Raw genomic sequence first — 21,339 nt, 5'->3', positions numbered from 1 at the left:
AGCAGTGTGTCAGGCCGCTGAGGCCTGCTTCTTCTCGTCGCGGAGTTCGCGGCGCAGGATCTTGCCGACATTGGTCTTCGGCAGGGCGGTGCGGAATTCGATCTGTTTCGGCACCTTGTAATTGGTGAGCTGGGTGCCGCAGAACTTGATGATGTCCTCGGCGGTGACGTTCGGGTCCTTCTTGACGACGAAGGCCTTCACCGCCTCGGTGGTCTTCGGATCGGGCACGCCGATCACGGCGCATTCCAGCACGCCGGGATGGCTGGCGATGACGTCCTCGACCTCATTCGGATAGACGTTGAAGCCCGAGACCAGCACCATGTCCTTCTTGCGATCCACGATCTTGGTGAAACCGTCGGGGCTCATGATGCCGATATCGCCGGTGCGGAAGAAACCATCCGCGGTCATCACCTTGGCGGTCTCGTCCGGCCGGTTCCAGTAGCCCGACATGATCTGCGGACCCTTGGCGCAAATCTCGCCGGGCTCGCCGAGCGGGACTTCGTTGCCGTCGTCGTCGCGGATCGAGATCCAGGTCGATGGCACCGGCACGCCGATCGAGCCGTTAAACTGATCGACATCGGCCGGGTTGCAGGTCAGCGTCGGCGAGGTTTCCGACAGTCCGTAGCCTTCAGCGACGAAGCAGCCGGTCGTCTTCAGCCAGCGCTCAGCCACCGCCTTCTGCACCGCCATGCCGCCGCCGTTGGAAATCTTCAGCTTGGAGAAATCCACCTGGTCGAAACCGGGCGTATTCAGCAGGCCGTTATAGAGCGTGTTGACGGCCGGGAAGCTGTTGACCTGATACTTCATCAGCTCCTTCACGAAGCCCGGCATATCGCGCGGGTTCGGGATCAGGAGGTTGACGCCGCCCGCGCGCACGGCAAGCAGGAAACAGGCCGTCAGTGCGAAGATATGATAGAGCGGCAGCGCGCAGACGATGAACAGCTGGTCGACATGCGGCGGCTTGCGCAGCGCCGGCTGCAGCCAGGCATCGTTCTGCAGCACATTGGCCAGGATGTTGCGATGGCGCAACGTCGCGCCCTTGGAAACGCCGGTGGTGCCGCCGGTATATTGCAGGAAAGCGACGTCGTCGGGCCCGAGCACCGGCTTCTTCATCTTCATGCTGCGCCCGGCAGAGACCGCATCGTTGAACCAGACAGCGCCCGGCAATTCGTAGGCCGGCACCATCTTTTTCACGCGGCGGACCACGAGATTGACGATCACGCCCTTGAAGCCGAGCATGTCGCCCATGCTGCCAAGGATGACGTGCTTCACATTGGTCTTGGCAATCACCTGCTGCACCGTGGAGGCGAAGTTCTCCAGCACGATGATGGCTTCGGCGCCGGAATCCTTGAGCTGATGCTCGAGCTCGCGCGGGGTGTAGAGCGGGTTGACGTTGACCACGGCATAGCCGGCGCGCAGCACCGCGGAGGTGGCGATCGGATATTGCAGCACGTTCGGCATCATCAGCGCGACACGGGCGCCCTTGGCGAGGCCCTTGCTCTGCAGATAGGCGCCGAGCGCCAGGGACATTTCGTCGAGCTCACGATAGGTGATCGACTTGTCCATGCAGATGAAGGCTTTGCGATCGCGGAATTTGGCAAAGCTCTCTTCGAGCAGATCAACCAGCGACGGATACAGGCTGACGTCGATGTCGGCTGGCACGCCTGCCGGATATTGTTTGAGCCAGATACGCTCCATGACACTTCCCCCTCGATTTGATTATTTCGTCGAAGTATTGAGCAAAGCTGCCCTTGATAGCAAGGCGCGGCGCAACATGACGCAGCCGGAAACCGGCCGCGTTAACGATGATAGTTGAGCCTTGTCGACGAAGGTCTAAGTGCGCGGAGCTGCCGCAGCCGGCTTGGCTTCGCCGGTGGTAGCTTTCGGTGCGGGTTTGGCTGCTGCCTTCGGCTTGGCCGGCGTTGTGGCCGGAGCGGCGGTGGCTGCCGTGGCATGCTTCGCAGCCGCGGGCTTGGCGGCGGCTGGCTTGGCTGCAGCGGCCGGTTTCGGCGCGGCTGCATCGGGCTTGACTGCTGCCTGTTTGGAGGCGGCGGGTTTGGCCGCAGGTTTCGCGGCCGTTTTTGCCTCGGCCGATGCTGCGGGTTTGGCGTCCTTGGTGTCGGCTGCCGCATCAGGCTTCTTGGCGGCGGTCTTGGTGCCCTTCTTGCCCTTGGGCTTCGGCGTCTGCCGGGCTTCTTCCACCGCATTGGCGGCGATCAGGTCGGCACCGGTCTTCTTCGGCCCAATATAAACGATCACCGGCTCGACCGGTGCGGCGGCTGCGGCGATCATGTCGACCGGGCGCAGCGTTGGCGGCTGCAGGCCGGCGGTGAAGAACGACATGGCCTGGCTGCTGGCTTCGTTGCTGGCCACGACTTCATCATCGGCGTCGCTGGCCGGGCGCTTGCGTTTCGGTCCGCACATCTCGTCGCGCAGGTTGGGTGGCGCGGCATCGATCGGTGCGAGGGCATCCACGGTGCCGAGCGCCGGCTGCAGCCAGGTCAGGCCGCCTGTGCCGGTGTTGAAGCCGCGTTCCAGCAGCTGCGCGGCCTTGACGGCGCGCGCCTGGCCGGACGAGGCGCCGAGCACCACCGCGATCAGCCGCTTGTTGCCACGGGTGGCGGTGGCGACGAGATTGTAGCCGGAGGCGCAGATGAAACCGGTCTTCATGCCGTCGGCGCCGGGATAGCGGCCGATCAACTTGTTGAAGTTCGGCGTGATGCGGCGGCCGAATTTGATCGCAGGAATATGGACGAAATATTCGTATTCCGGTAGGTCGCGAATGATCGCACGCGCAAGGATCGCGAGGTCGCGCGCCGAGGTCACCTGTTCGTCGGCAGGCAGGCCGTTCGGATTGACATAGTGGGTCTGCGTCATGCCCAGCTTTTGCGCCGTGGCATTCATCATCGCGGAAAATCCGTCGACGGAGCCGCCGACGCCTTCGGCGAGCACGACGGCCATGTCGTTGGCGGACTTCACCATCATCATCTTCAGCGCGTTATCGATGGTGACCTGCGTGCCGGCCTTGAAGCCCATCTTCGATGGCGACTGCGCAGAGGCGATCGGCGACACTGTCACCACCGTGTCGAGGTTGATGCGTCCCTGCTTCACCGCTTGCAGCGTAACATAGGTGGTCATCAGCTTGGTGACGGAGGCGGGATGCCACGGATAGGTCGCGTTCTCGGCCTGCAGGACCTTGCCGGTATCGGCTTCGACGAGCAGAAGCGCTTCAGCACTGGCCGTGCGCGACGCAGTCACGCCGAGCGCAAGTGCCGCGGCGAGAATGAACCAGTTGAGTGATAGCAGGCGGCGCGATGCGAAGTGAAACTGCACTATCCGATTCCGGTCCTTTGCGGCCCGCCTGCAGTGCTCCAGCACCGCGCGCAGCAATTCTTGGATTTGAGGTTCGGGGCTCTCATGTCGGTCTGCCGTCACGCGGTGATGGCTGCAAACCTATACCGGCCGAGAGCATCAGAACAGTGGCGAGCCGGTTAAATCGGTGATGAAAGGGGCCAAATTTCGACCGGTTCTCCAAAGACATCAAAGGGGTTCGGCGACATCGGGCAGGGCCATGCTGGCGCGTGCGTCCTCCTGAACCATGAACTGGGCGGCGGCCAGACTGGCGAAATAGCCGCCCTGCATCACGAGTTCATCGAAAGTTCCCGCTTCGATCACGCGGCCGTTCTCAAATACGAGGATGCGCGTGGCGTTGCGGATGGTGGACAGCCTGTGCGCGATCACGAAGGTGGTGCGGCCCTTCATCACTTCATCGAGAGCGACGTTGAGCTTGGCCTCGGTCACGGCATCGAGCGCGCTGGTAGCCTCGTCGAGGATCAGGATCGGCGGATCCTTCAGCAGTGCACGGGCGATCGACAGCCGCTGCCGCTCGCCGCCGGATAGCATGCGACCACGCTCGCCGGCATTGGTGTTGAAACCGTTATCGCTGCGCTCGATGAAATCGAGCGCCTGGGCGCGGGCAGCGGCAATGCGCAACTCTTCGTCCGTCGCATCCGGCTTGCCGACGCGCAGGTTGTCGGCGATGGATCGATTGAACAGCAGCGCCTCCTGGAACACGACGCCGATGTTTCGGCGCAGGCCCGACAGGGTGAGTGCACGGACATCCATACCGTCGATCGAGATGATGCCGGATTGCGGGTCGAAGGCCCGGTGCAGCAGTGCGATAGCGGTGGATTTGCCCGCGCCGGTGGCGCCGACGAGCGCAATGGTCTCGCCGGGCAGCGCCGTGAAGGACAGATCCGCGATGGCCGGCCGCTTGCCGTCATAGGAGAACGACACGTCGTTGAATTCGACCATGCCCTGCAGCCGGCCGGGGTCCATGGCGTCGATACGGTCGCGCACGGCAGGCACGGCATCGAGGACGTTCATGAAGTCGCGCAGCCGCGGCGCTTCCATGAAGATGGTGTTGATGAAGGAGACCACCTGTTCGAGCTTCTGGATCAGCATCGTCGCAAAACTCACGAACATCACGATCTCGCCGACGGTGGTGAGACCCTGCTGATGCAGCGCGATGCCGACGGTGAAGATCGCCAGCACCGTGATGGTGGTGGAGGCGCGCGTCATCACCGAGACCAGTGCCCACCACGACAGCACCGGCATCTGCTTTTCGAGCAGCTGGCTGGAGACGCCGCGCAGGCCCTGCACCTCGGCATCGATGCGCGTGAAGCTCTGCACCAGCGCGACGTTACCCAGCGCATCGGAAGCACGCGCGGAAAGGTCGCCGTAATGTTCCTCGACGTCGCTCTGCATGCCCGACGTCTTGCGCACGACCATTGTGGTCAGCACCGTGAACACGACGCACAGGATCACGAGCAGGATGGCCAGCCGCCAGTTCAGATAGATTGACAGCGGCAGCAGGACGAGTAGTGAGACGATGGAGGCGAAATGCTCGCGGAAGAAGCCGAGCCAGACGCGCCAGAGGGCGTCGGTGCCGGCCAGCATCACCTTCATCAGGCGCCCTGAATGCGTACCGGTGTGGAAGGTCAGCGGCAATTGCATGATGTGTTCGAAATAATCGGTCAGCACCGCCTGGCGCTGGCGATGCGCGAGGCGATCCGCATGAAGCGCCACCACCGCGCCGCAGACGATGGTGAACAGGCCGAACGCAACCCAGGCCGCCAATAGCGGCCAGGGCGATGCGCTGTCCGTCTGCATTGCGGCCGTCGAGAGATTGCCGGAGAGCACGTCGATGATCCGGCCGAACAGCACGGGTTCGGCGAATTGCGCGCCGGCCAGCAGCAGGTTGGCGCCCGCAAGGATCCAGCCGAGGCGCTTCTCCTTGCCGAGCAGCTCCAGCACACGGGTGTAAAGACGGATCATGGGAGGTCACTCAGCGCAGCGCGAACGGGATAACCGATTGCATACAGTCTATGCGGGGATGGCAGCCGAATACAGCTTCGGGAAAAGTTGTTCAGTTGAACTTCTTCAATTCATCTTGCGGCCGACCGAGCCCGGCAGGAAGCTGTCGTCGAAGATGTCCGCGCCTGAGGGGCGCTTCTTGAAGGTAAAATCTTCGGCGATCTCGTTGAGTGACGCCTCAAAGCGCGCGGCGTCGATGCCACCCAGCCCGTCGCGGCGGACGTCGTCGGTCAGGATATTGTCGGTAATGGCAATGTGGAGCCGCGTCAGTTCGAGCTCGCGCGAACCATTCTCCATCTGGGTCATGACGTCGGTGATCGCCTTGGCCGGGTCCTGGATCGCCAACTGCGTCCCGGCGGTGACGGCACGAATGAATGCTTTCACGGCCTCAGGTCTGGCGGCAGCGAATTTCGGATTGACGATCAGCGCGAGGCCATAGGCGGCGGAGCCGAACTCGGCGAAACGAAACACCGCCAAGTCATCGGCGGGGACGCCGCGGTCGCGCAGGTTGACCGCCGAGAGATAGGAGAAGCCGGTGACCGCATCGACCTGACCGGCCGAGAGCATCGGTTCGCGCACCGCAGCGCTGATCCTCTCCAGCTTCACGGCTGCAAGCTTGATGTTGTTGCGCTTGGCCAGCGCCGGCCACAGCCGGACTGCGAGATCGCGGTCAGCGACCCCAAGCACTTTTCCTTCAAGGCTGCCGAGCGAGATCACACCGCGGCTCTTGCGGGCGACGATGGCGTAGGGTGCTACATTGAGCAGCACGAAGACGGCTTTCACCGTTGCGGCATCGGACTCGCCGCGATAGCGGATCAACGCATTGAGATCGGCCAGCGCCATGTCGCAGGCACCGGAGGCGACCCGCGCGATGGTCTCCTTCGATCCTGCGGCGACGGTGGTGGTTACATTCAGGTTCTCGGCCCGGTACAGGCCGCGGGCATCGGCCAGCACGAAGGGGGCGGCAATCGCATCGACCGCGCGATCGAGCGCAAACTGCATATTGGTCGGTGTCTTGTCGTCAGCTGCCTTGTTGTCGTCGGCGGCCTGTCCCGATGATGCGCAAAAAGCGACGGAGCCCAGCGCACTCAGCGAGAGGAGGACATGCCGCCGGGAAATGTTGGTCGGGTTTCTGGGCATCAAGATACTTAACGACTGACGGACCGGCAGTTACCCCGCCGGGCATGTCTGATTGATGGCGCCATGGTGCGACATCTTGCGCGTCGTTTCTAACCGTAAAAGGCTGAACGGGAGATGACTGCCCCGATTTGGACACCGATCGTTCAGCTCCCGTTGGGGTTGGGGAACCCATAGTGGCCGAAGTGGTTGGCTATACAGAGGCCCACAGGGCCAGACGACCACGGAGGACATTGAGATGTTCGTACGAAATGGATTGTTTAATAAGACTGGCCGCGCCGCCATCGTGGCGAGTGTTGCGGCCATGACCATCTCGGCAATTGCGCCGACCGGAGCGATCGCAGCGCCTGTCGCCAAGAGCACGAGCCAGGCTGTTGCAACTCATGGCACCAGCGATGCGACCGACTTCAGCAGCGCCCGTCGTCGCCATTATCGCGGTGGCGGCAATGCCGCCGGCCTTGCGGCCTTTGGCGCCATCGTCGGTACCATTGGCGCAATCGCTGCCACGCAGAGCCGTCGCGACTATTACTACGATAACGGCCCGGCCTACGGCTACTACGGCGGTGGCCCAGCCTATTATGACGGCGGTCCTGTCTATTACGGTGGCGTACCGTATCGCGGCTACGGCGGCGGACATGGTTATGACAACTCGCGTCGTATGACCTGGTAGTTCGCGATCGGTCACAACTTATTCCGTCATGCAACTGTCACTTAACTATCAAACGCCGGTCGCGCTTGCGGCCGGCGTTTTGACGTCGTTGCAGACACTTGAATGCCAGCCGTTAACGCGCTGGCCACGGCTTTGGGATAGTGTAGTTGCATGAGTGATTCGCTCGACCGGCTTTATCAGGCGGTGATCGCGGCCAAGGATCTCGATCCGTTGGTCTCGCGAACGGCCCGGCTTTATCAGCAGGGACCGGAAAAGATGGCGAAGAAGCTGGCCGAGGAGGCCATCGAGGTCGTCATCGATGCGATCAACCGCAAACCGGACGCCGTGATCCGTGAAAGCGCCGATCTTCTCTACAATTTGACTGTATTGTGGGCGGCCGCGGGCGTGCGTCCTGAGCAGGTCTGGGCCGAGATGAGCCGGCGTGAAGACATGCTCGGTATCGCCGAAAAGCTCCCGAAACCGCCGAAACGGCCCAAATCCATCGAGCAAAGCGCTGCGCGGCGGCCAATTGTCGCGCTCGAAGGTCGTCGCCTTCGCAAGTTGAGTTAAGCTTTTCGTCTCGCGCGTGTCAGCCCAGCCATAGACAAATCGGCGTCAGGATGGTTCATCGCGAACCATGCTCAGACGAATGTATGACTGGTGTATCGACGCCGCCCACAAGCCTTATGCCCTCTGGATTTTGGGCATCGTGTCCTTCGCGGAAAGTTCGTTCTTTCCGGTGCCGCCGGATGTGATGCTGATTCCGATGGCGCTGGCCCGGCCACAGAAGGCCTGGCTCTATGCGGGCATTTGCACCATTACCTCAGTGCTTGGCGGTGTGGTGGGATATCTCATCGGCGCGGTGCTGTATGACTCCGTCGGCCAATGGGTCATTCATTTCTATGGCTATGGCGACAAGGTCGAGGCATTCCGCGCCGGCTATGCCGAATATGGCGCATGGATCATCCTGCTGAAGGGGCTGACGCCGATCCCCTACAAGCTTGTCACCATCACGTCAGGTTTCGCCAACTATAATATCTGGATGTTCATCGCGCTGTCGGTGGTTGCCCGTGGCGTGCGCTTCTATGTCGTCGCCATCCTGCTCAACCGGTACGGCGTGTGGATTCGCGAGACCATCGAGAAGCGTCTGGGTCTGTGGGTTGCGCTGGGCGTCGGCGTTTTGGTGCTCGGCTTCATCATCGCATTCCGGATGTTCTAGATCTGGATGCTTCCCCCGGCGCAGGTGCCGGGATACGTTCCGCACCATGTTCGATTTGACCCGTCTGTTGGCTCCGGTAACCCGCAACTGCGTCGTCGCTGCGATCGCGGTGCTGACCGTGGGCGCAGCTACGATGTGCGCCTGGTCGCAGGCGATGCAGCAGCAACCGGCACCGCAGAAGTCGATCACGATTCAGGTTGTCCCGGCTCCCTCGGCCGCACCCCCGCCTGCCGCGGCTTTCGCGCCGGCGCCGATGGCTGAACAGGCGCCACCGCCGTCACCACCGCCGGCGCCCGAGAATCCCGGCCTGTTCAACGAAATCGGCAAGCTGTTCAAGAATTCCACCTCGCTGCTGCCATCGCTGCCCGCGATGCCGTCGCTCGGCACCGACAGCCTGACCAAGCTGAACACGGTGGTGAAGGGGCGGGTCGCTTGCCCGGTCGCTGCCAATGGCGCACCCGATTGCAAGGCGGCCTCCGACAAGCTCTGTCAGAGCAAGGGCTTCAAGGACGGCAAGAGCCTCGACACCGACGCCGCGCAAAGCTGCTCGCCCAGGGCGATGATCCCCGGCCGTGCGCCGGAGCCGGGCGATTGCAAGACGGAAAATTACGTCACCCAGGCGCTCTGCCAGTAGGTCTATGCGGGCAACAGACCCGCTGCGCGATAGCTCTCGATGAGCGCGTCATAGAGCGAGACATCCGCGCGGCTTCTTGCCATCAGCTGGGCTCCGGTGATGGCGGCGAAGATGGCGCGCGCGCGCGGTTCGCTCTCCTCAAGGCTCAGCGCGGTTACAGCGACGAGAACCTTGCTCAGCCATGCCACATTGATATCAGTGAAGGTCCGGATCTCTTTCTTCACCGGCTCCGGCAGGTCGTCATATTCGGCGGCCATGAAGCTGCACAGGCACATGCGGTTGCCGCTCTCCAGCGCCTTGCGGAACGTGCCGGGATATTGGCGCAGGCACGCGGCCGGATCGGTGGACTCGGCCAGCAGCGTCTCCAGATAGGCGGCCGAGTCCTCCCAATAGCGCCTGGCGACGGCGGCGCCGAGATCGGCCTTGCTCGGGAAGTGATGGTAGATGCTCGCAGCCTTGATGCCCACATCTGCCGCGAGATCACGGAAATTCAGGCCGCTATAGCCATGGGCCTGCGCGGTCAGTTTCGCTGCCGCCAGGATGGCTTCCCTGGAATTCGAACTCATATCCCGGTCTCACAACCCCGTGTTTGTAGCCTACCAAGTGATAGATAGGCGTTGACGCCGGTAAATCAAAGCCGTAAATCCAGCCTACCAACTGATAGGTAGGAGAAATGATGAGCACTCAGATCACTAATGGTGACGCAACAAAGCTGCCGATGATGACGATTCACGATTGGAGCACAGGGCCTTACCCGGCGCGCGTCCGGATTGCTGTGGCCGAGAAGAATCTTCGATCGCGCATCAATTTCGTGTCGGTCGATCTCACCAAAGGCGAGCACAAGAAGCCCGAATTCCTCGCCAAGAACTATTCAGGCACGTTGCCGGTGCTCGAACTCGACGACGGCACTTTCATTGCCGAATGCACGGCCATTACCGAGTATCTCGACGGACTTGACGGCTCCCCCACGCTCACCGGCGCCACGTCGCGCGAGAAGGGCTTGATTCATATGATGAGCAAGCGTGCCGAGCTGGAGTTGCTCGACGCCATTAGTGTCTATTTCCATCACGCGACACCGGGGCTCGGACCCCACGTCGAGATCTATCAAAATGCCGAGTGGGGTTTCCGCCAGCGCGACAAGGCGCTCAGGGGAATGGCGTACTTTGACGGGGTACTGAAAAAGCAGCCGTTCATCGCCGGCGATTTTTTCTCGATGGCCGATATCACGGTAATCGGCGGTTTGATCTTCGCCGGTCTCGTGAAGCTGGAGGTGCCTGCGGAGTACGAGGCGCTCCACGCCTGGTACGCAAGGATGAACGAGCGTCCCAGCGTCAAAAACCGTGTGACGATGTCAGCACCCGCTTGATGGGGCGCTTGCCGACAATCGATCAGTCATCCTGATAATGGGGCGCCACCTGGATAATGTGGTGCCCCATTATTCCGCGTACCGGACGAACGCCGCTCGGGGTCCGGCTTTTTCTCCCGCAGCGCAATTGCCATCCGCCCCACGCTTCTGGCATCGTCCGCCCGCACCCGGATCGACCGGGGCAGGCGCGCAGGATCGCGCACAAATCAAGAAAAGAGTCGAGGAATTTCCCATGTCGATGCCGGCTTTGTTCAAGAACCGCCTGTCGCTGCCCGTGATCGGTTCGCCGCTGTTCATCATTTCGGTGCCGGATCTCGTCATCGCGCAGTGCAAGGCGGGTATCGTCGGCGCGTTTCCCGCGCTGAATGCGCGTCCGGCGGCGCTGCTCGACGAATGGCTGCACCGGATCAAGGAAGAACTCGCCGCGCATGACAAGGCGCATCCGGATCGGCTCTCCGCACCCTTCGCGGTCAACCAGATCGTGCACAAGTCCAACAACCGGCTCGAGCAGGACATGGCGCTTTGCGAAAAGCATAAGGTGCCGATGATGATCACCTCGCTTGGCGCGCGTGAAGAACTCAATCAGGCGGCCCATGCCTGGGGTGGGATCGTGTTTCATGACGTCATCAATCAGCGTTTCGCGCACAAGGCGATCGAGAAGGGTGCTGACGGCCTGATTCTCGTTGCGGCAGGCGCCGGCGGTCATGCTGGCGAGATTTCGCCGCTCGCGTTCGTCGCCGAGACCCGGCAGTGGTTCGACGGTCCGATCGCACTGTCGGGCGCCATCGCCAACGGTCGCGCCATTCGCGCCGCGCGTATCCTCGGTGCCGACTTCGCCTATATCGGTTCGGCCTTCATCGCCACCACCGAAGCGAATGCGGTGCCGGGCTACAAGGATATGATCGCGGCCTCCGGCTCGGAAGACATCGTCTATTCGAATCTCTTCACCGGCGTTCACGGCAACTACCTTAAGCCGTCCATCGTCGCCGCCGGCATGGATCCGGACAATCTGCCGGAGTCCGATCCGACCAAGATGAATTTTGGCACCGACGCCAGTGGCGAGCGTGCCAAGCCAAAGGCCTGGAAGGAAATCTGGGGCAGCGGCCAGGGCATCGGCAGCGTGTCGAAGGTCGTGCCGGTGGCCGAGCTCGTTGCGCGCTTCAAGAAGGAATATGACGAAGCGATCGATCCGCCGCTCTGATCCTGCATTGAGAAGACCGATCTGATGGACGCCATCTATCGCGTGGACCGCAACCATGTCGTCACCAGCCCGCATGCTGCGGGTCCGTGGAACGAGACCATGCAGCACGGCTCGGCGCCATCGGCGCTGGTGACGTGGCTTGCCGAGCAGATGCCCACCGCAAGCCCGATGCATGTGACGCGTGTCACCATCGACTTGTTGCGACCGGTGCCGGTGGCGCCGCTCACTTTCGAGACGGAAGTGCTGCGCGAGGGTCGCAAGATCCAGCTGTGTGGCGTTCGTCTCATGGCGAACGGCACCGTCGTGGTGCGTGCGACGGTGCTGAAGATCAGGACGGAGGCACAGCCGCTGCCGCCAGAGGTCACTGATCCGCCGGTCACGGTGCCGCCGCCGGATCAGGGCGGATTGCTGGAGCCGCGCTACGCCAGCAGTCCCTTCGTCACCGGCATGACCATCCGCGCTGTTCGTGGTGGCTTCCTGTCGCTCGGGCCGGGCGCGATCTGGTACCGGGCCAACCGGCCGATCGTCGAAGGCGCCGGCCTCTCGCAGGTGATGCGCGCCGTTATCGCGGCCGACTTCAGCAACGGCTCGTCACCGGTGCTGAGTTTCGATGACTGGACCTTCCTGAATGCCGACCTCACCGTGAGCCTGTCGCGTCCCCCGGTGGGCGACTGGATCCTGCTGGACGGGGAGAGCTGGATCGGGCCGGATGGCGCCGGTCTTGCTGCGTCGAAGCTCGCCGATATCAATGGTTATTTCGGCCGGGCAGTGCAGAGCCTGGTTATTGAGAAACGTTGACGACCGCCGCGCTTTTAGAATTTTTGTCCTGGACAGGGAACCGATTGATATTGCCCCGGTTATCGCGCGTCAGGGGGCAGTATGAGTTCGACGCACGTGCAGGACGATAAAGCCAGAACCGGCATCTGGGGATTGGATAATATCCTCTCCGGCGGATTCTCCCGAGGTCACATTTTTCTTGTCGAAGGCGCGCCGGGGACAGGCAAGACCACGGTCGCGTTGCAGTTCTTGCTGGAGGGCGCGCGGGTCGGAGAGAAGTGTCTCTACATCACGCTCTCCGAGACGAATAGTGAGTTGCGCGATGGCGCAGCGTCCCATGGCTGGACTCTCGACAAAAGTATTGAAGTCTTCGAACTCCTGCCGCCGGAAAGCCTGCTTGACGAGGATCAGCAGCAGAGCCTGCTCTATTCGTCCGACCTCGAACTGGGCGAAACCACCAAGCAGATATTCGAGGCGGTGGAACGCACCCAGCCGACCAGGGTCGTGCTGGACAGCCTGTCCGAAATCCGGCTGCTGGCGCAGAGCTCGCTGCGTTATCGCCGCCAGATACTGGCTATCAAGCATTACTTCGCAAAATTCGGCACGACGGTGATGTTGCTCGACGACCTCACGGCGGAAGTGGCCGACAAGACAGTGCACAGCGTCGCGCATGGCGTGCTGCGGCTGGAAGAACTGGCGCCCTCCTACGGCGCCGAGCGTCGGCGTGCGCGGGTGATCAAATATCGCGGTGTCAAGTTTCGCGGCGGCTACCACGATGCCACCATCACCACGGGCGGCCTCAACGTCTTTCCTCGGCTGGTCGCATCCGAATTCCGCAACAGCATGGATCGCAAGACCAAGTCGAGCGGCATTGCGCAGCTCGATCAACTGCTCGGCGGCGGGATCGAGACTGGTTCGAGTACATTGATCCTTGGGCCTGCGGGCACGGGCAAATCGCTGACCGCGATCGTCAACGTGGTCGCAGCGGTGAAGCGCGGCGAGAAGGCGGCCATGTTTATCTTCGATGAGGAGCTTGGACTGCTGTTCGATCGCATGAAGGGGATCGGAATCGATCTCGCCGCCATGCAGGAAAGCGGGCATCTGTTCGTCGAGCAGGTTGATGCCGCCGAATTGTCGCCGGGTGAATTTGCGCATCGCGTCCGTCGTCAGATCGACGAGCACAACATCAAGACCGTCGTGATCGACAGTCTGAATGGCTATCAGGCCTCGATGCCGGAAGAGAATTCGCTGATCCTGCACATGCATGAGCTGCTGCAATATCTCAATCGCAGGGGCGCAGCGACCTTCATGACGGTGGCGCAGCACGGCCTCGTCGGCGATATGAAGGCGCCGGTGGACGTCACCTATCTCGCCGATACCGTGATCCTGCTCCGTTACTTCGAGGCACGCGGCAGCGTTCGCCGCGCGATGTCTGTGATCAAGAAGCGAACCGGCGCGCATGAGTCGACCATTCGCGAATACCGGATTGACGGGCGAGGCCTCACGATCGGCGCGCCGCTCAGCGAATTCCAGGGCGTGTTGCGCGGCGTACCCATTTACAACGGTCAAAGTTCTCTGCTCGAGGGATCCCCAGCGTGAAACCGGGGCGTTCCTCCGAGCGCGCTGTCATCCTTGCTCCCACAGGGCGCGATTCTGCGGTGGCTGCGGCATTGATCCGCGAAGCCGGTTTTTACGCGCAGCCCTGCGAGGACTTCCTGTCGCTGCTCGAGGAGATCAAGGGTGGTGCGGGTGTTGCCGTGATCGCCGACGAGGCGATCAAGACCGTCGATCTGCGCGGTCTCGGCAACTGGCTGCATGATCAGCCGTCGTGGTCCGATTTCCCGATCGTCCTGCTGACGCGGCAGGGTGGGGGTCCCGAGCGCAATCCGGATGCCGCGCGGCTCGGACAGTTACTCGGCAATGTGACGTTCATCGAGCGCCCGTTTCACCCGACCACATTGATTTCGATCGTCGGTTCGGCCGTCCGCGCGCGCCGGCGTCAATATCAGACGCGTGCCATTCTCGAAGATCTCGGCGACAGTCAGGGACTGTTGCAGACGGCGCTCGATGCGGGACGGCTTGGGACGCTCGAACTGCATCTGCCCGAACTGCGGCTTGAGGTCTCGGATACGACCAAGGCATGCTTCGGCCGCCGGCCGGATCAGTCATTCACGTTCAGCGAGTTGCAGGCCGCGGTTCACCCCGATGATCGCGAGCAACGCCAGCAGGCGCTCGATGCGACGCTGATGGCCGGCGCGGACTACAATGTCGAATACCGCAATATCTGGCCGGACGGCTCGGTGCATTGGGTCGAGACGCGTGCGCGCATGGTCCGAGGGCCTGACGGCAAGCCGAAAACACTGGTCGGCGTCTCCGTCGATATCACGGCGCGGAAGTCTGCCGATATCGATCGCGACAACTTGCTGGAGCAGTTGACGGCGGAGCGGTCTGCGCTTGCCGAGCTTACGGCGACGCTCGAACAGCGCGTCGAGGAACGCAGCAACGACCTCATGAAGGAAGTTGCGGCGCGCGAGAAGGCGCAGGACCAACTGCGCCAGGCGCAGAAGATGGAGACCATCGGCCAGCTCACCGGCGGCGTCGCGCATGACTTCAACAATCTGCTGATGGCGGTGATGGGCAATCTCGATCTGCTGCGCAAGCGCATGCCGGATGATCCGCGCCTGAAGCGTCTTGTCGATGGCGCGATGCAGGGCGCCGAACGCGGCGCCTCGCTGACGCAGCGACTACTGGCTTTCGCACGGCAGCAGGATCTGAAAGCCGTGGCCGTCGATCTCGGTGCGCTGGTCCGCGGCATGAGCGATCTGCTGGAGCGCTCGCTCGGGCCGCGCGTGGCGCTGCATCTCGATATTCCCGATAATCTGCCGCGGGCGCAGATCGATCCCAATCAGCTCGAACTCGCCATCCTCAATCTCGCGATCAATGCGCGCGACGCCATGCAGGACGGCGGCTCCATCGATATCAAAGTGAAGAAGCATAGGGTCAGCAAGGGCGACCCGATTCTGAAGCCCGGCGACTATCTCAAGGTGTCGATCATCGACAATGGTGCCGGCATGTCGCCGGAGACGTTGAAGAAGGCGATCGAACCGTTCTTCTCGACCAAGCCGCTCGGCAAGGGGACTGGTCTCGGTCTGTCCATGGTGCATGGTCTGGCTGTGCAGCTTGGTGGCACGCTCGATCTCTCAAGCGTCGTCGGCAAGGGAACGACGGCGACCCTCGTGCTGCCGGTCACCGACAGGAAGCCGGAGGCCGCCGATACGGCCAATGTCATGCGCCATGCCGCGCGCTCTGCCGTGATCCTGTTTGTCGATGACGATCCCCTCATCGCGATGTCGACGACGGAGATGCTGGAGGATCTCGGCCATCGCGTGATCCCCGCGAATTCGGGGCGGCATGCGCTGGAGATTCTGAAAAGCGACGAGCCGCTCGATCTGATGATGACCGACCACATGATGCCCGGCATGACGGGCATCGAGCTTGCGGCTTATTCCCGCGAAATGCGGCCATCGCTGCCGATCCTGCTCGCCACCGGCTATGCGGATTTGCCCGAAGGCGCTCAGGTCGATCTGCCGCGGCTTGCCAAGCCGTATCATCAGGATCAGCTCCGGGATCGGCTCGATCAACTGCTGGGTTGAGCCTCCCCGCAGCGGTGGTATCAATCTGCTCGCGGCGCAGCGAAATTAACCATTCATTAAATCCTGTGGAACCAACAATGCCCTGATCGGGAATCAACCGATTCAGGGGCCATCATGGATATCGAAGCCTATTTCGCGAAGACGCCGGCCACGATCGAGGAGATCAAGGCACGCGTGGCCGCAGCTTTCGGCCGTCATCCGCTGTGCCGCGAGGTGCAGTTCGACATCGTCAGCACGCCCCGCGCCGGAAAGGGCGCAAACTGGACCATCAGCATGCAATCGGTCGCCCCGGATGCGCTGTGGGAAGCCTCCGATATCGTCAGCGACATCCAGGAAGCCTATGTTCTCGCCAACGCCGCCTGAACCTCTGTGAGTATTATCGCACCGTTGCGGTATGGTTAGGCCTTAATTAATCTCCATTTGTGAGGACAGGTACCTCTGGTGGTCCTGAATTTCGGAGACTGGCTTGACGCGTGCGCTGACCCTTCTTGTGCTGGGCTGCCTGTTGCTGACCGGCGTGGCTGTTGCGAGCATCCTCGGTCGCGATAGCATCCCATCGCTGTCGCTGTCATATGACGACAGTGCCGCGCAAAATTCGGTCGCGATGTCGCGCGGACCGGTTTCCAATACGCAAGGCAAGAAAGACAAGTTGCCATTGGCCGGCGCCATGATGGCGTCGCTCGATCCGCAGCAGGTCCCGAGCGTTGACGTCAGTCCGTTGCGCCAGGCCTTTGCATCCGACAGTCCGATCGAAGTGCCCGGTTCGACGGTGCTTGCCCCGATCGTGGTGCCGCAGCCGACCGCCAAGCCCAAGGCCGCCGCCAAGCCAGTGCAGAAGACCTATACGCTGCTCAGCGATGCGCAGATTTCGGCGATCAAGAGCCGGCTCAATCTGACCGCGTCGCAGGAATCCTACTGGCCCGGCGTCGAAGCGGCGCTGCGCAACGTGGCGCGCAGGATCCACGAGACCAAGCAGGCCAGTCCGTCAGCCGTCGCGCCGCCGATCGATCCCGATAGCGATGAGGTGCAGCAGCTCAAGTCCGCTGCGATGCCGTTGCTGTTTCAGTTGCGTGAGGATCAGAAGCGCGAAGTCCGGGCACTGGCGCGCATGATCGGGCTTGAAAAGGTCGCCTCGGCGATCTGACTCCTGTCATATACCGGCCGCATCGGTGACGCGGGACTGTCACAACCCGTAACAGACAAATTGTCGCGCCTGTCATCCGGGCTTCGCATCCATGGTGCAGAGATTAACGCCTCTTAACCTGTAACGGGGGCGTTTCATGACCGATTTCACTGCCAATCAATCCATTTCCGGAGGCGCGGCTGTTGAGCCGGCGTCGCGGCCCAATCTCGACAAGGGTTTTAACCCGCTGACGATGATCCTGTTTTTCGGGATCCTGGCCGCCGGCCTCCTGTTCGTCGCCTACAGCATCTATGTGGACGTCAATGCCACCGGCACCCGCGTTACCAGCTACCTGCCTTACCTCCTGCTGTTCGTGGCGCTGCTGATCGCGCTCGGCTTCGAATTCGTCAACGGCTTCCATGACACCGCCAATGCGGTGGCCACGGTCATCTACACCCACTCGCTGCCGGCGGAATTCGCCGTGATGTGGTCGGGCTTCTTCAACTTCCTCGGCGTGTTGTTCTCCACGGGCGCGGTGGCCTTCGGCATCGTTTCGCTGCTGCCGGTGGAATTGATCCTGCAGGTCTCCAGCGGCGCCGGCTTTGCCATGGTGTTCGCGCTGCTGATCGCAGCCATCATCTGGAATCTCGGCACCTGGTATCTCGGCCTGCCGGCCTCCAGCTCGCACACGCTGATCGGTTCGATCATCGGCGTCGGTATCGCCAATGCGCTGATGCGCGGCCGTGACGGCACCTCGGGTGTGGATTGGGGCAAGGCCACCGAAATCGGCTATGCGCTGCTGCTGTCGCCGTTGTTCGGCTTCGCTTGCGCTGCCATCCTGCTGCTGGTGCTGAAATTCCTCGTGCGTAACCCTGCTTTGTACGCAGCACCGGACGGCAACAAGGCGCCGCCGTTGTGGATCCGCGGCATCCTGATCGCCACCTGCACGGGCGTGTCCTTCGCACATGGTTCGAATGACGGTCAGAAGGGCATGGGCCTGATCATGCTGGTGCTGATCGGCACCGTGCCGACCGCCTATGCGCTCAACCGCGCATTGCCAGAATCCCGTGTCGCCCAGTTCCAGGTCAACTCCATCGCGGCGGCAAAGGTGATCGCAGCTAAGGGTGCCGGCCATAGCATCATCGGCGATCCCCGTCCGGCGGTGACCACCTATGTGTCGCAGCGCAAGATCAGCGAAGGCACCTATCCGTCGCTCGCCGTTCTCGTGCAGCAGGTCGGCGATCAGGTCCGTAGCTACGGCACACTCGACAAGGTGCCCGCGGAATCCGTCGGCAACACCCGTAACGACATGTATCTCGTATCGGAAGCCATCCGCTTCCTGATGAAGGACAAGGAAAACGACCTCAACAAGGAAGATGTCGCGACGCTCAATGCCTATAAAGGCTCGCTCGATGCCGCGACCAAGTTCATCCCGGATTGGGTGAAGATCGCCGTGGCCATCGCGCTCGGTTTGGGCACCATGGTCGGCTGGAAGCGCATCGTCGTCACCGTCGGCGAGAAGATCGGCAAGACGCATCTGACCTATGCGCAGGGTGCTTCGGCCGAACTCGTGGCTGCGGCCACCATCGGCGCGGCCGACGTGTTTGGTCTGCCGGTCTCGACCACTCACGTGCTGTCGTCCGGCGTCGCCGGCACCATGGCCGCGAACGGTTCGGGTCTGCAGATGGCCACCATCCGCAACCTGCTGATGGCCTGGGTGCTGACGCTGCCCTGCGCCATCATGCTCTCGGCCAGTCTCTACGTGCTGTTCAGCCAGTTGTTCTGAGAACAGACGAGGCCGCTGCGGAAACGTAGCGGCCTCGTTCTTTCAAACCGCGAAAAGAAATGGCCCGCGCATCATCTGCGCGGGCTTTTTTATCGAACAACGCTGTCATTCCGGGGCGTGTGCGCATCTTCGCGCACGCGAACCCGGAATCCCAGAATGCTTTGCAAAACACTTCGGGATTCCGGGCTCGCATTTCAGCGGCTTCGCCGCCTTCATGCACCCCGGAATGACGAATAATATGTCCTACGAACTGCTCTCGCGATGCACGTCGTGCACCACGATGCCCTTGCCTTGCTCCGGCAGCGCCAGCCAGTCGCGGCGCTTCAATGTGCGACGGGTATCGTCGAGGCCGCTCTGCCAGTGTTCGCGCATCGAGGTCGCCGAGAATTCGTGGTCCTTGGAATCGCCCTCATAGGCTTTCTGCTGATAGATCATCTGCAGGATGGTGATCTCCGGCAGATCCGACAGGCTGTCACGCCGCGTGCGCTCCTCGTCGCTAAGCTGGTCGTCGGGAATGCGCTGCAAAACCTTGTAGAGCTCCGACTTCAGATTGTTCATGCGCCGGTAGATGTCGGTGTTGTGGCGGGTGCGGGACGAGTAGACGATGTCCTTGTGCCGGGCCAGAACCTCCTGGATATCGCGTGGCAGCACGCCGCGGGCGCTGAACAGGTCGACCTGGAACACCAGCGAGTTCATCCTGTCTTCCTGGTCGAGCAGGTGCTGCAGCGGCGTGTTGGAGACGATGCCGCCGTCCCAGAAATGATCGGTGCCGATCTTCACCATCGGCAAAGCTGGCGGCAGTGCGCCTGATGCCATCACGTGTTCGGGCGCAATCACTTCCTTCTTGTTGTCGAAGTACAGGAAGTTGCCGGTGATGACATTGACCGCACCGACGGCAAAGTGCGTCTTGCGGGAGTTGATGAGATCGAAGTCGACCAGTTCGAGCAGGGTGTCGCGCAGCGGCGAGGTGTCGTAATAGCTCGTCGCCGTCTTCGCGCCGGCCGGGCTGAACCACGGATTGACCTCGTGCGGCTTGAAGAAGCCGGGCTGGCCGAGGGTCGTGGTCATGAACGAGCTCGCGAGATTGCGGGCCTTGCGATAGACGTCGCCGTCCGGTGTGTAGTGCCAGACCTTGCGGGCGGTGATGCGGTCCCAGAATATCTGCAGCTTCTCCAGCCGGTCTTCCGGCGGATTGCCGGCGATGATCGCCGAATTGATCGCGCCGATCGATACGCCGCACACCCAGTCCGGCTCCATGCCTTGCTCATGTAGCGCCTGATACACGCCGGCCTGATAGGCGCCGAGGGCGCCGCCGCCCTGCAGCACCAGCGCGACACGATCGCAGCGGTCGGGGCGCCAGCCGGTCTCGGCCGTCATGTCTGAATCGGGTGTCCGGGCATCCATCTGGGTGTTCTCCTCAACGATCACATGATGTTGGCGGCAGAATTCAGATGAGCAGTGACGGCGTTGTGACAAATAGCAATTTCGATGAATGCGCATCAGTCCATGCAGCGCGTCACGCGGCTGAAGGAAATTCCTCATACCGCCGTCAAACAGGATCGCTAGCAAAGAAGCAGATATTAACGTTTGCTTACGAAGGGTTGCGCGCATGCTGTCTGGAAAGTCCGCCATCATCACCGGCTCCACCAGCGGCATCGGCCTTGGTATCGCGCGCGGCCTTGCGGCCAGCGGCGTCAATATCGTGCTCAACGGCTTCGGCGACGCCAATGAGATCGAGGCGATCCGCAGCGAGATCGCCGACAGTCATCAGGTCCGGGTGCTCTATAGCGGCGCCAACATGGCCGACGGCAACGACATCGCGGCGATGATGGCGCAGGCGGAACAGGAATTCGGCGGCGTCGATATCCTGGTCAACAATGCCGGCATCCAGTATGTCGCGCCGCTCGAGGAATTCCCGGTCGAGAAGTGGGATGCGATCGTGGCGATCAACCTGTCGAGTGCGTTTCACACCACACGCCTGGCCATCCCCCACATGAAGGCGAAGTCCTGGGGCCGCATTGTCAACATTGCCTCGGCCCATGCGCTGGTCGCCTCGCCGTTTAAGTCGGCCTATGTCGCGGCCAAGCATGGCATTGCCGGGCTGACCAAGACGGCGGCGCTGGAAGTCGCCGAACACGGCATCACCGTGAATGCGGTATGTCCGGGCTATGTGATGACACCGCTGGTCGAGAAGCAGATCCCGGAGCAGGCCAAGGCGCGCGGCATCACTGAGCAGCAGGTGATCTCCGACGTGCTGCTCGCCGCCCAGCCCACCAAACGTTTCGTGACCGTCGAAGAACTGTCCTCGGTCGTCAATTTCCTCTGCACCGACCACGCCCGTTCGATCACCGGCATCACGCTGCCGGTCGATGGCGGGTGGACCGCGCACTGAGTTTAAACCAGCGATTTCGCACCCAA

At 62.0% G+C, this 21,339-nt stretch carries 19 protein-coding genes; 13 read left to right on the top strand and 6 right to left on the bottom strand.

What is annotated here, in order from left to right; translation table 11 throughout:
• Nucleotides 1–9 precede the first annotated feature (9 nt).
• The 4 genes from SFY93_RS00715 to SFY93_RS00700 all read right to left on the bottom strand — a co-directional run bounded on the left by SFY93_RS00715 (nt 10) and on the right by SFY93_RS00700 (nt 6,516).
• On the bottom strand, nt 10–1,698 hold the full coding sequence (locus tag SFY93_RS00715) for a long-chain fatty acid--CoA ligase (RefSeq protein ID WP_089267671.1): 1,689 nt from the start codon (nt 1,696–1,698) through the stop codon (nt 10–12).
• Between the two features lie 135 nt (nt 1,699–1,833).
• Nucleotides 1,834–3,333 carry a D-alanyl-D-alanine carboxypeptidase family protein gene (locus SFY93_RS00710; protein ID WP_414717029.1) on the bottom strand — a complete coding sequence of 500 codons (1,500 nt, stop codon included), beginning with the start codon at nt 3,331–3,333 and terminating at the stop codon, nt 1,834–1,836.
• 207 nt (nt 3,334–3,540) lie between these two features.
• Entirely contained in the window at nt 3,541–5,337 is a 1,797-nt protein-coding gene (locus SFY93_RS00705; RefSeq protein WP_320445701.1) for a glucan ABC transporter ATP-binding protein/ permease, read from the bottom strand.
• A gap of 105 nt (nt 5,338–5,442) precedes the next feature.
• Nucleotides 5,443–6,516 (bottom strand): ABC transporter substrate-binding protein, encoded by a 1,074-nt coding sequence (locus SFY93_RS00700; protein WP_320445700.1) that lies wholly within the window; start codon nt 6,514–6,516, stop codon nt 5,443–5,445.
• Nucleotides 6,517–6,751: 235 nt separating this feature from the next.
• Between SFY93_RS00700 and SFY93_RS00695 the strand changes: the two genes are divergently transcribed.
• The 4 genes from SFY93_RS00695 to SFY93_RS00680 all read left to right on the top strand — a co-directional run bounded on the left by SFY93_RS00695 (nt 6,752) and on the right by SFY93_RS00680 (nt 9,015).
• The gene (locus tag SFY93_RS00695) at nt 6,752–7,183 is read left to right on the top strand and encodes a hypothetical protein (protein WP_320445699.1); all 432 of its coding nucleotides are present in this window, start codon (nt 6,752–6,754) and stop codon (nt 7,181–7,183) included.
• 150 nt (nt 7,184–7,333) lie between these two features.
• Nucleotides 7,334–7,732, top strand: coding sequence for a phosphoribosyl-ATP diphosphatase (gene hisE, locus SFY93_RS00690; protein ID WP_320445698.1), 399 nt, complete (start codon nt 7,334–7,336; stop codon nt 7,730–7,732).
• A gap of 67 nt (nt 7,733–7,799) precedes the next feature.
• Nucleotides 7,800–8,381 carry a YqaA family protein gene (locus tag SFY93_RS00685; protein ID WP_320445697.1) on the top strand — a complete coding sequence of 194 codons (582 nt, stop codon included), beginning with the start codon at nt 7,800–7,802 and terminating at the stop codon, nt 8,379–8,381.
• Nucleotides 8,382–8,427: 46 nt separating this feature from the next.
• Nucleotides 8,428–9,015: a hypothetical protein gene (locus tag SFY93_RS00680; RefSeq protein WP_320445696.1), complete on the top strand. Its 588-nt coding sequence runs from the start codon at nt 8,428–8,430 to the stop codon at nt 9,013–9,015.
• Between the two features lie 2 nt (nt 9,016–9,017).
• Here SFY93_RS00680 and SFY93_RS00675 read toward each other — a convergent pair whose 3' ends face one another.
• Nucleotides 9,018–9,581 (bottom strand): TetR/AcrR family transcriptional regulator, encoded by a 564-nt coding sequence (locus SFY93_RS00675; RefSeq protein ID WP_320445695.1) that lies wholly within the window; start codon nt 9,579–9,581, stop codon nt 9,018–9,020.
• 155 nt (nt 9,582–9,736) lie between these two features.
• Here SFY93_RS00675 and SFY93_RS00670 point away from each other — a divergent pair, with 155 nt between their 5' ends.
• From SFY93_RS00670 to SFY93_RS00635, 8 genes are all read left to right on the top strand, one after another.
• Complete coding sequence (locus SFY93_RS00670) at nt 9,737–10,381, top strand: glutathione S-transferase (protein WP_320447657.1); 645 nt, start codon at nt 9,737–9,739, stop codon at nt 10,379–10,381.
• A gap of 232 nt (nt 10,382–10,613) precedes the next feature.
• Nucleotides 10,614–11,582, top strand: coding sequence for an NAD(P)H-dependent flavin oxidoreductase (locus SFY93_RS00665; RefSeq protein ID WP_068729293.1), 969 nt, complete (start codon nt 10,614–10,616; stop codon nt 11,580–11,582).
• A 24-nt stretch (nt 11,583–11,606) separates the two neighbouring features.
• Complete coding sequence (locus tag SFY93_RS00660; protein WP_320445694.1) at nt 11,607–12,380, top strand: thioesterase family protein; 774 nt, start codon at nt 11,607–11,609, stop codon at nt 12,378–12,380.
• Nucleotides 12,381–12,461: 81 nt separating this feature from the next.
• Complete coding sequence (locus SFY93_RS00655) at nt 12,462–13,958, top strand: ATPase domain-containing protein (protein ID WP_320445693.1); 1,497 nt, start codon at nt 12,462–12,464, stop codon at nt 13,956–13,958.
• Complete coding sequence (locus SFY93_RS00650) at nt 13,955–16,012, top strand: ATP-binding protein (RefSeq protein ID WP_320445692.1); 2,058 nt, start codon at nt 13,955–13,957, stop codon at nt 16,010–16,012. Before SFY93_RS00655 ends, SFY93_RS00650 begins: the two co-directional genes overlap by 4 nt.
• Before the next feature lie 114 nt (nt 16,013–16,126).
• Nucleotides 16,127–16,375, top strand: a complete 249-nt coding sequence (locus tag SFY93_RS00645; RefSeq protein WP_068729285.1) for a hypothetical protein — start codon at nt 16,127–16,129, stop codon at nt 16,373–16,375.
• A 103-nt stretch (nt 16,376–16,478) separates the two neighbouring features.
• Nucleotides 16,479–17,156 carry a hypothetical protein gene (locus SFY93_RS00640; protein ID WP_320445691.1) on the top strand — a complete coding sequence of 226 codons (678 nt, stop codon included), beginning with the start codon at nt 16,479–16,481 and terminating at the stop codon, nt 17,154–17,156.
• Between the two features lie 136 nt (nt 17,157–17,292).
• Nucleotides 17,293–18,921, top strand: coding sequence for an inorganic phosphate transporter (locus SFY93_RS00635; RefSeq protein WP_320445690.1), 1,629 nt, complete (start codon nt 17,293–17,295; stop codon nt 18,919–18,921).
• A gap of 243 nt (nt 18,922–19,164) precedes the next feature.
• On the opposite strand, the gene SFY93_RS00630 is transcribed toward SFY93_RS00635, so the two are convergent.
• Entirely contained in the window at nt 19,165–20,325 is a 1,161-nt protein-coding gene (locus SFY93_RS00630) for a patatin-like phospholipase family protein (protein WP_320445689.1), read from the bottom strand.
• A 205-nt stretch (nt 20,326–20,530) separates the two neighbouring features.
• Between SFY93_RS00630 and SFY93_RS00625 the strand changes: the two genes are divergently transcribed.
• The gene (locus SFY93_RS00625; RefSeq protein ID WP_093757438.1) at nt 20,531–21,313 is read left to right on the top strand and encodes a 3-hydroxybutyrate dehydrogenase; all 783 of its coding nucleotides are present in this window, start codon (nt 20,531–20,533) and stop codon (nt 21,311–21,313) included.
• Nucleotides 21,314–21,339 lie beyond the last annotated feature (26 nt).

Origin of the sequence: Tardiphaga sp. 42S5 (assembly GCF_034044155.1) — a bacterium.
Classification (GTDB): Bacteria; Pseudomonadota; Alphaproteobacteria; order Rhizobiales; family Xanthobacteraceae; genus Tardiphaga; species Tardiphaga robiniae.
Note: the sequence above shows the minus strand (reverse complement) of the source record. Positions and strands in the feature narration are given on the sequence as shown.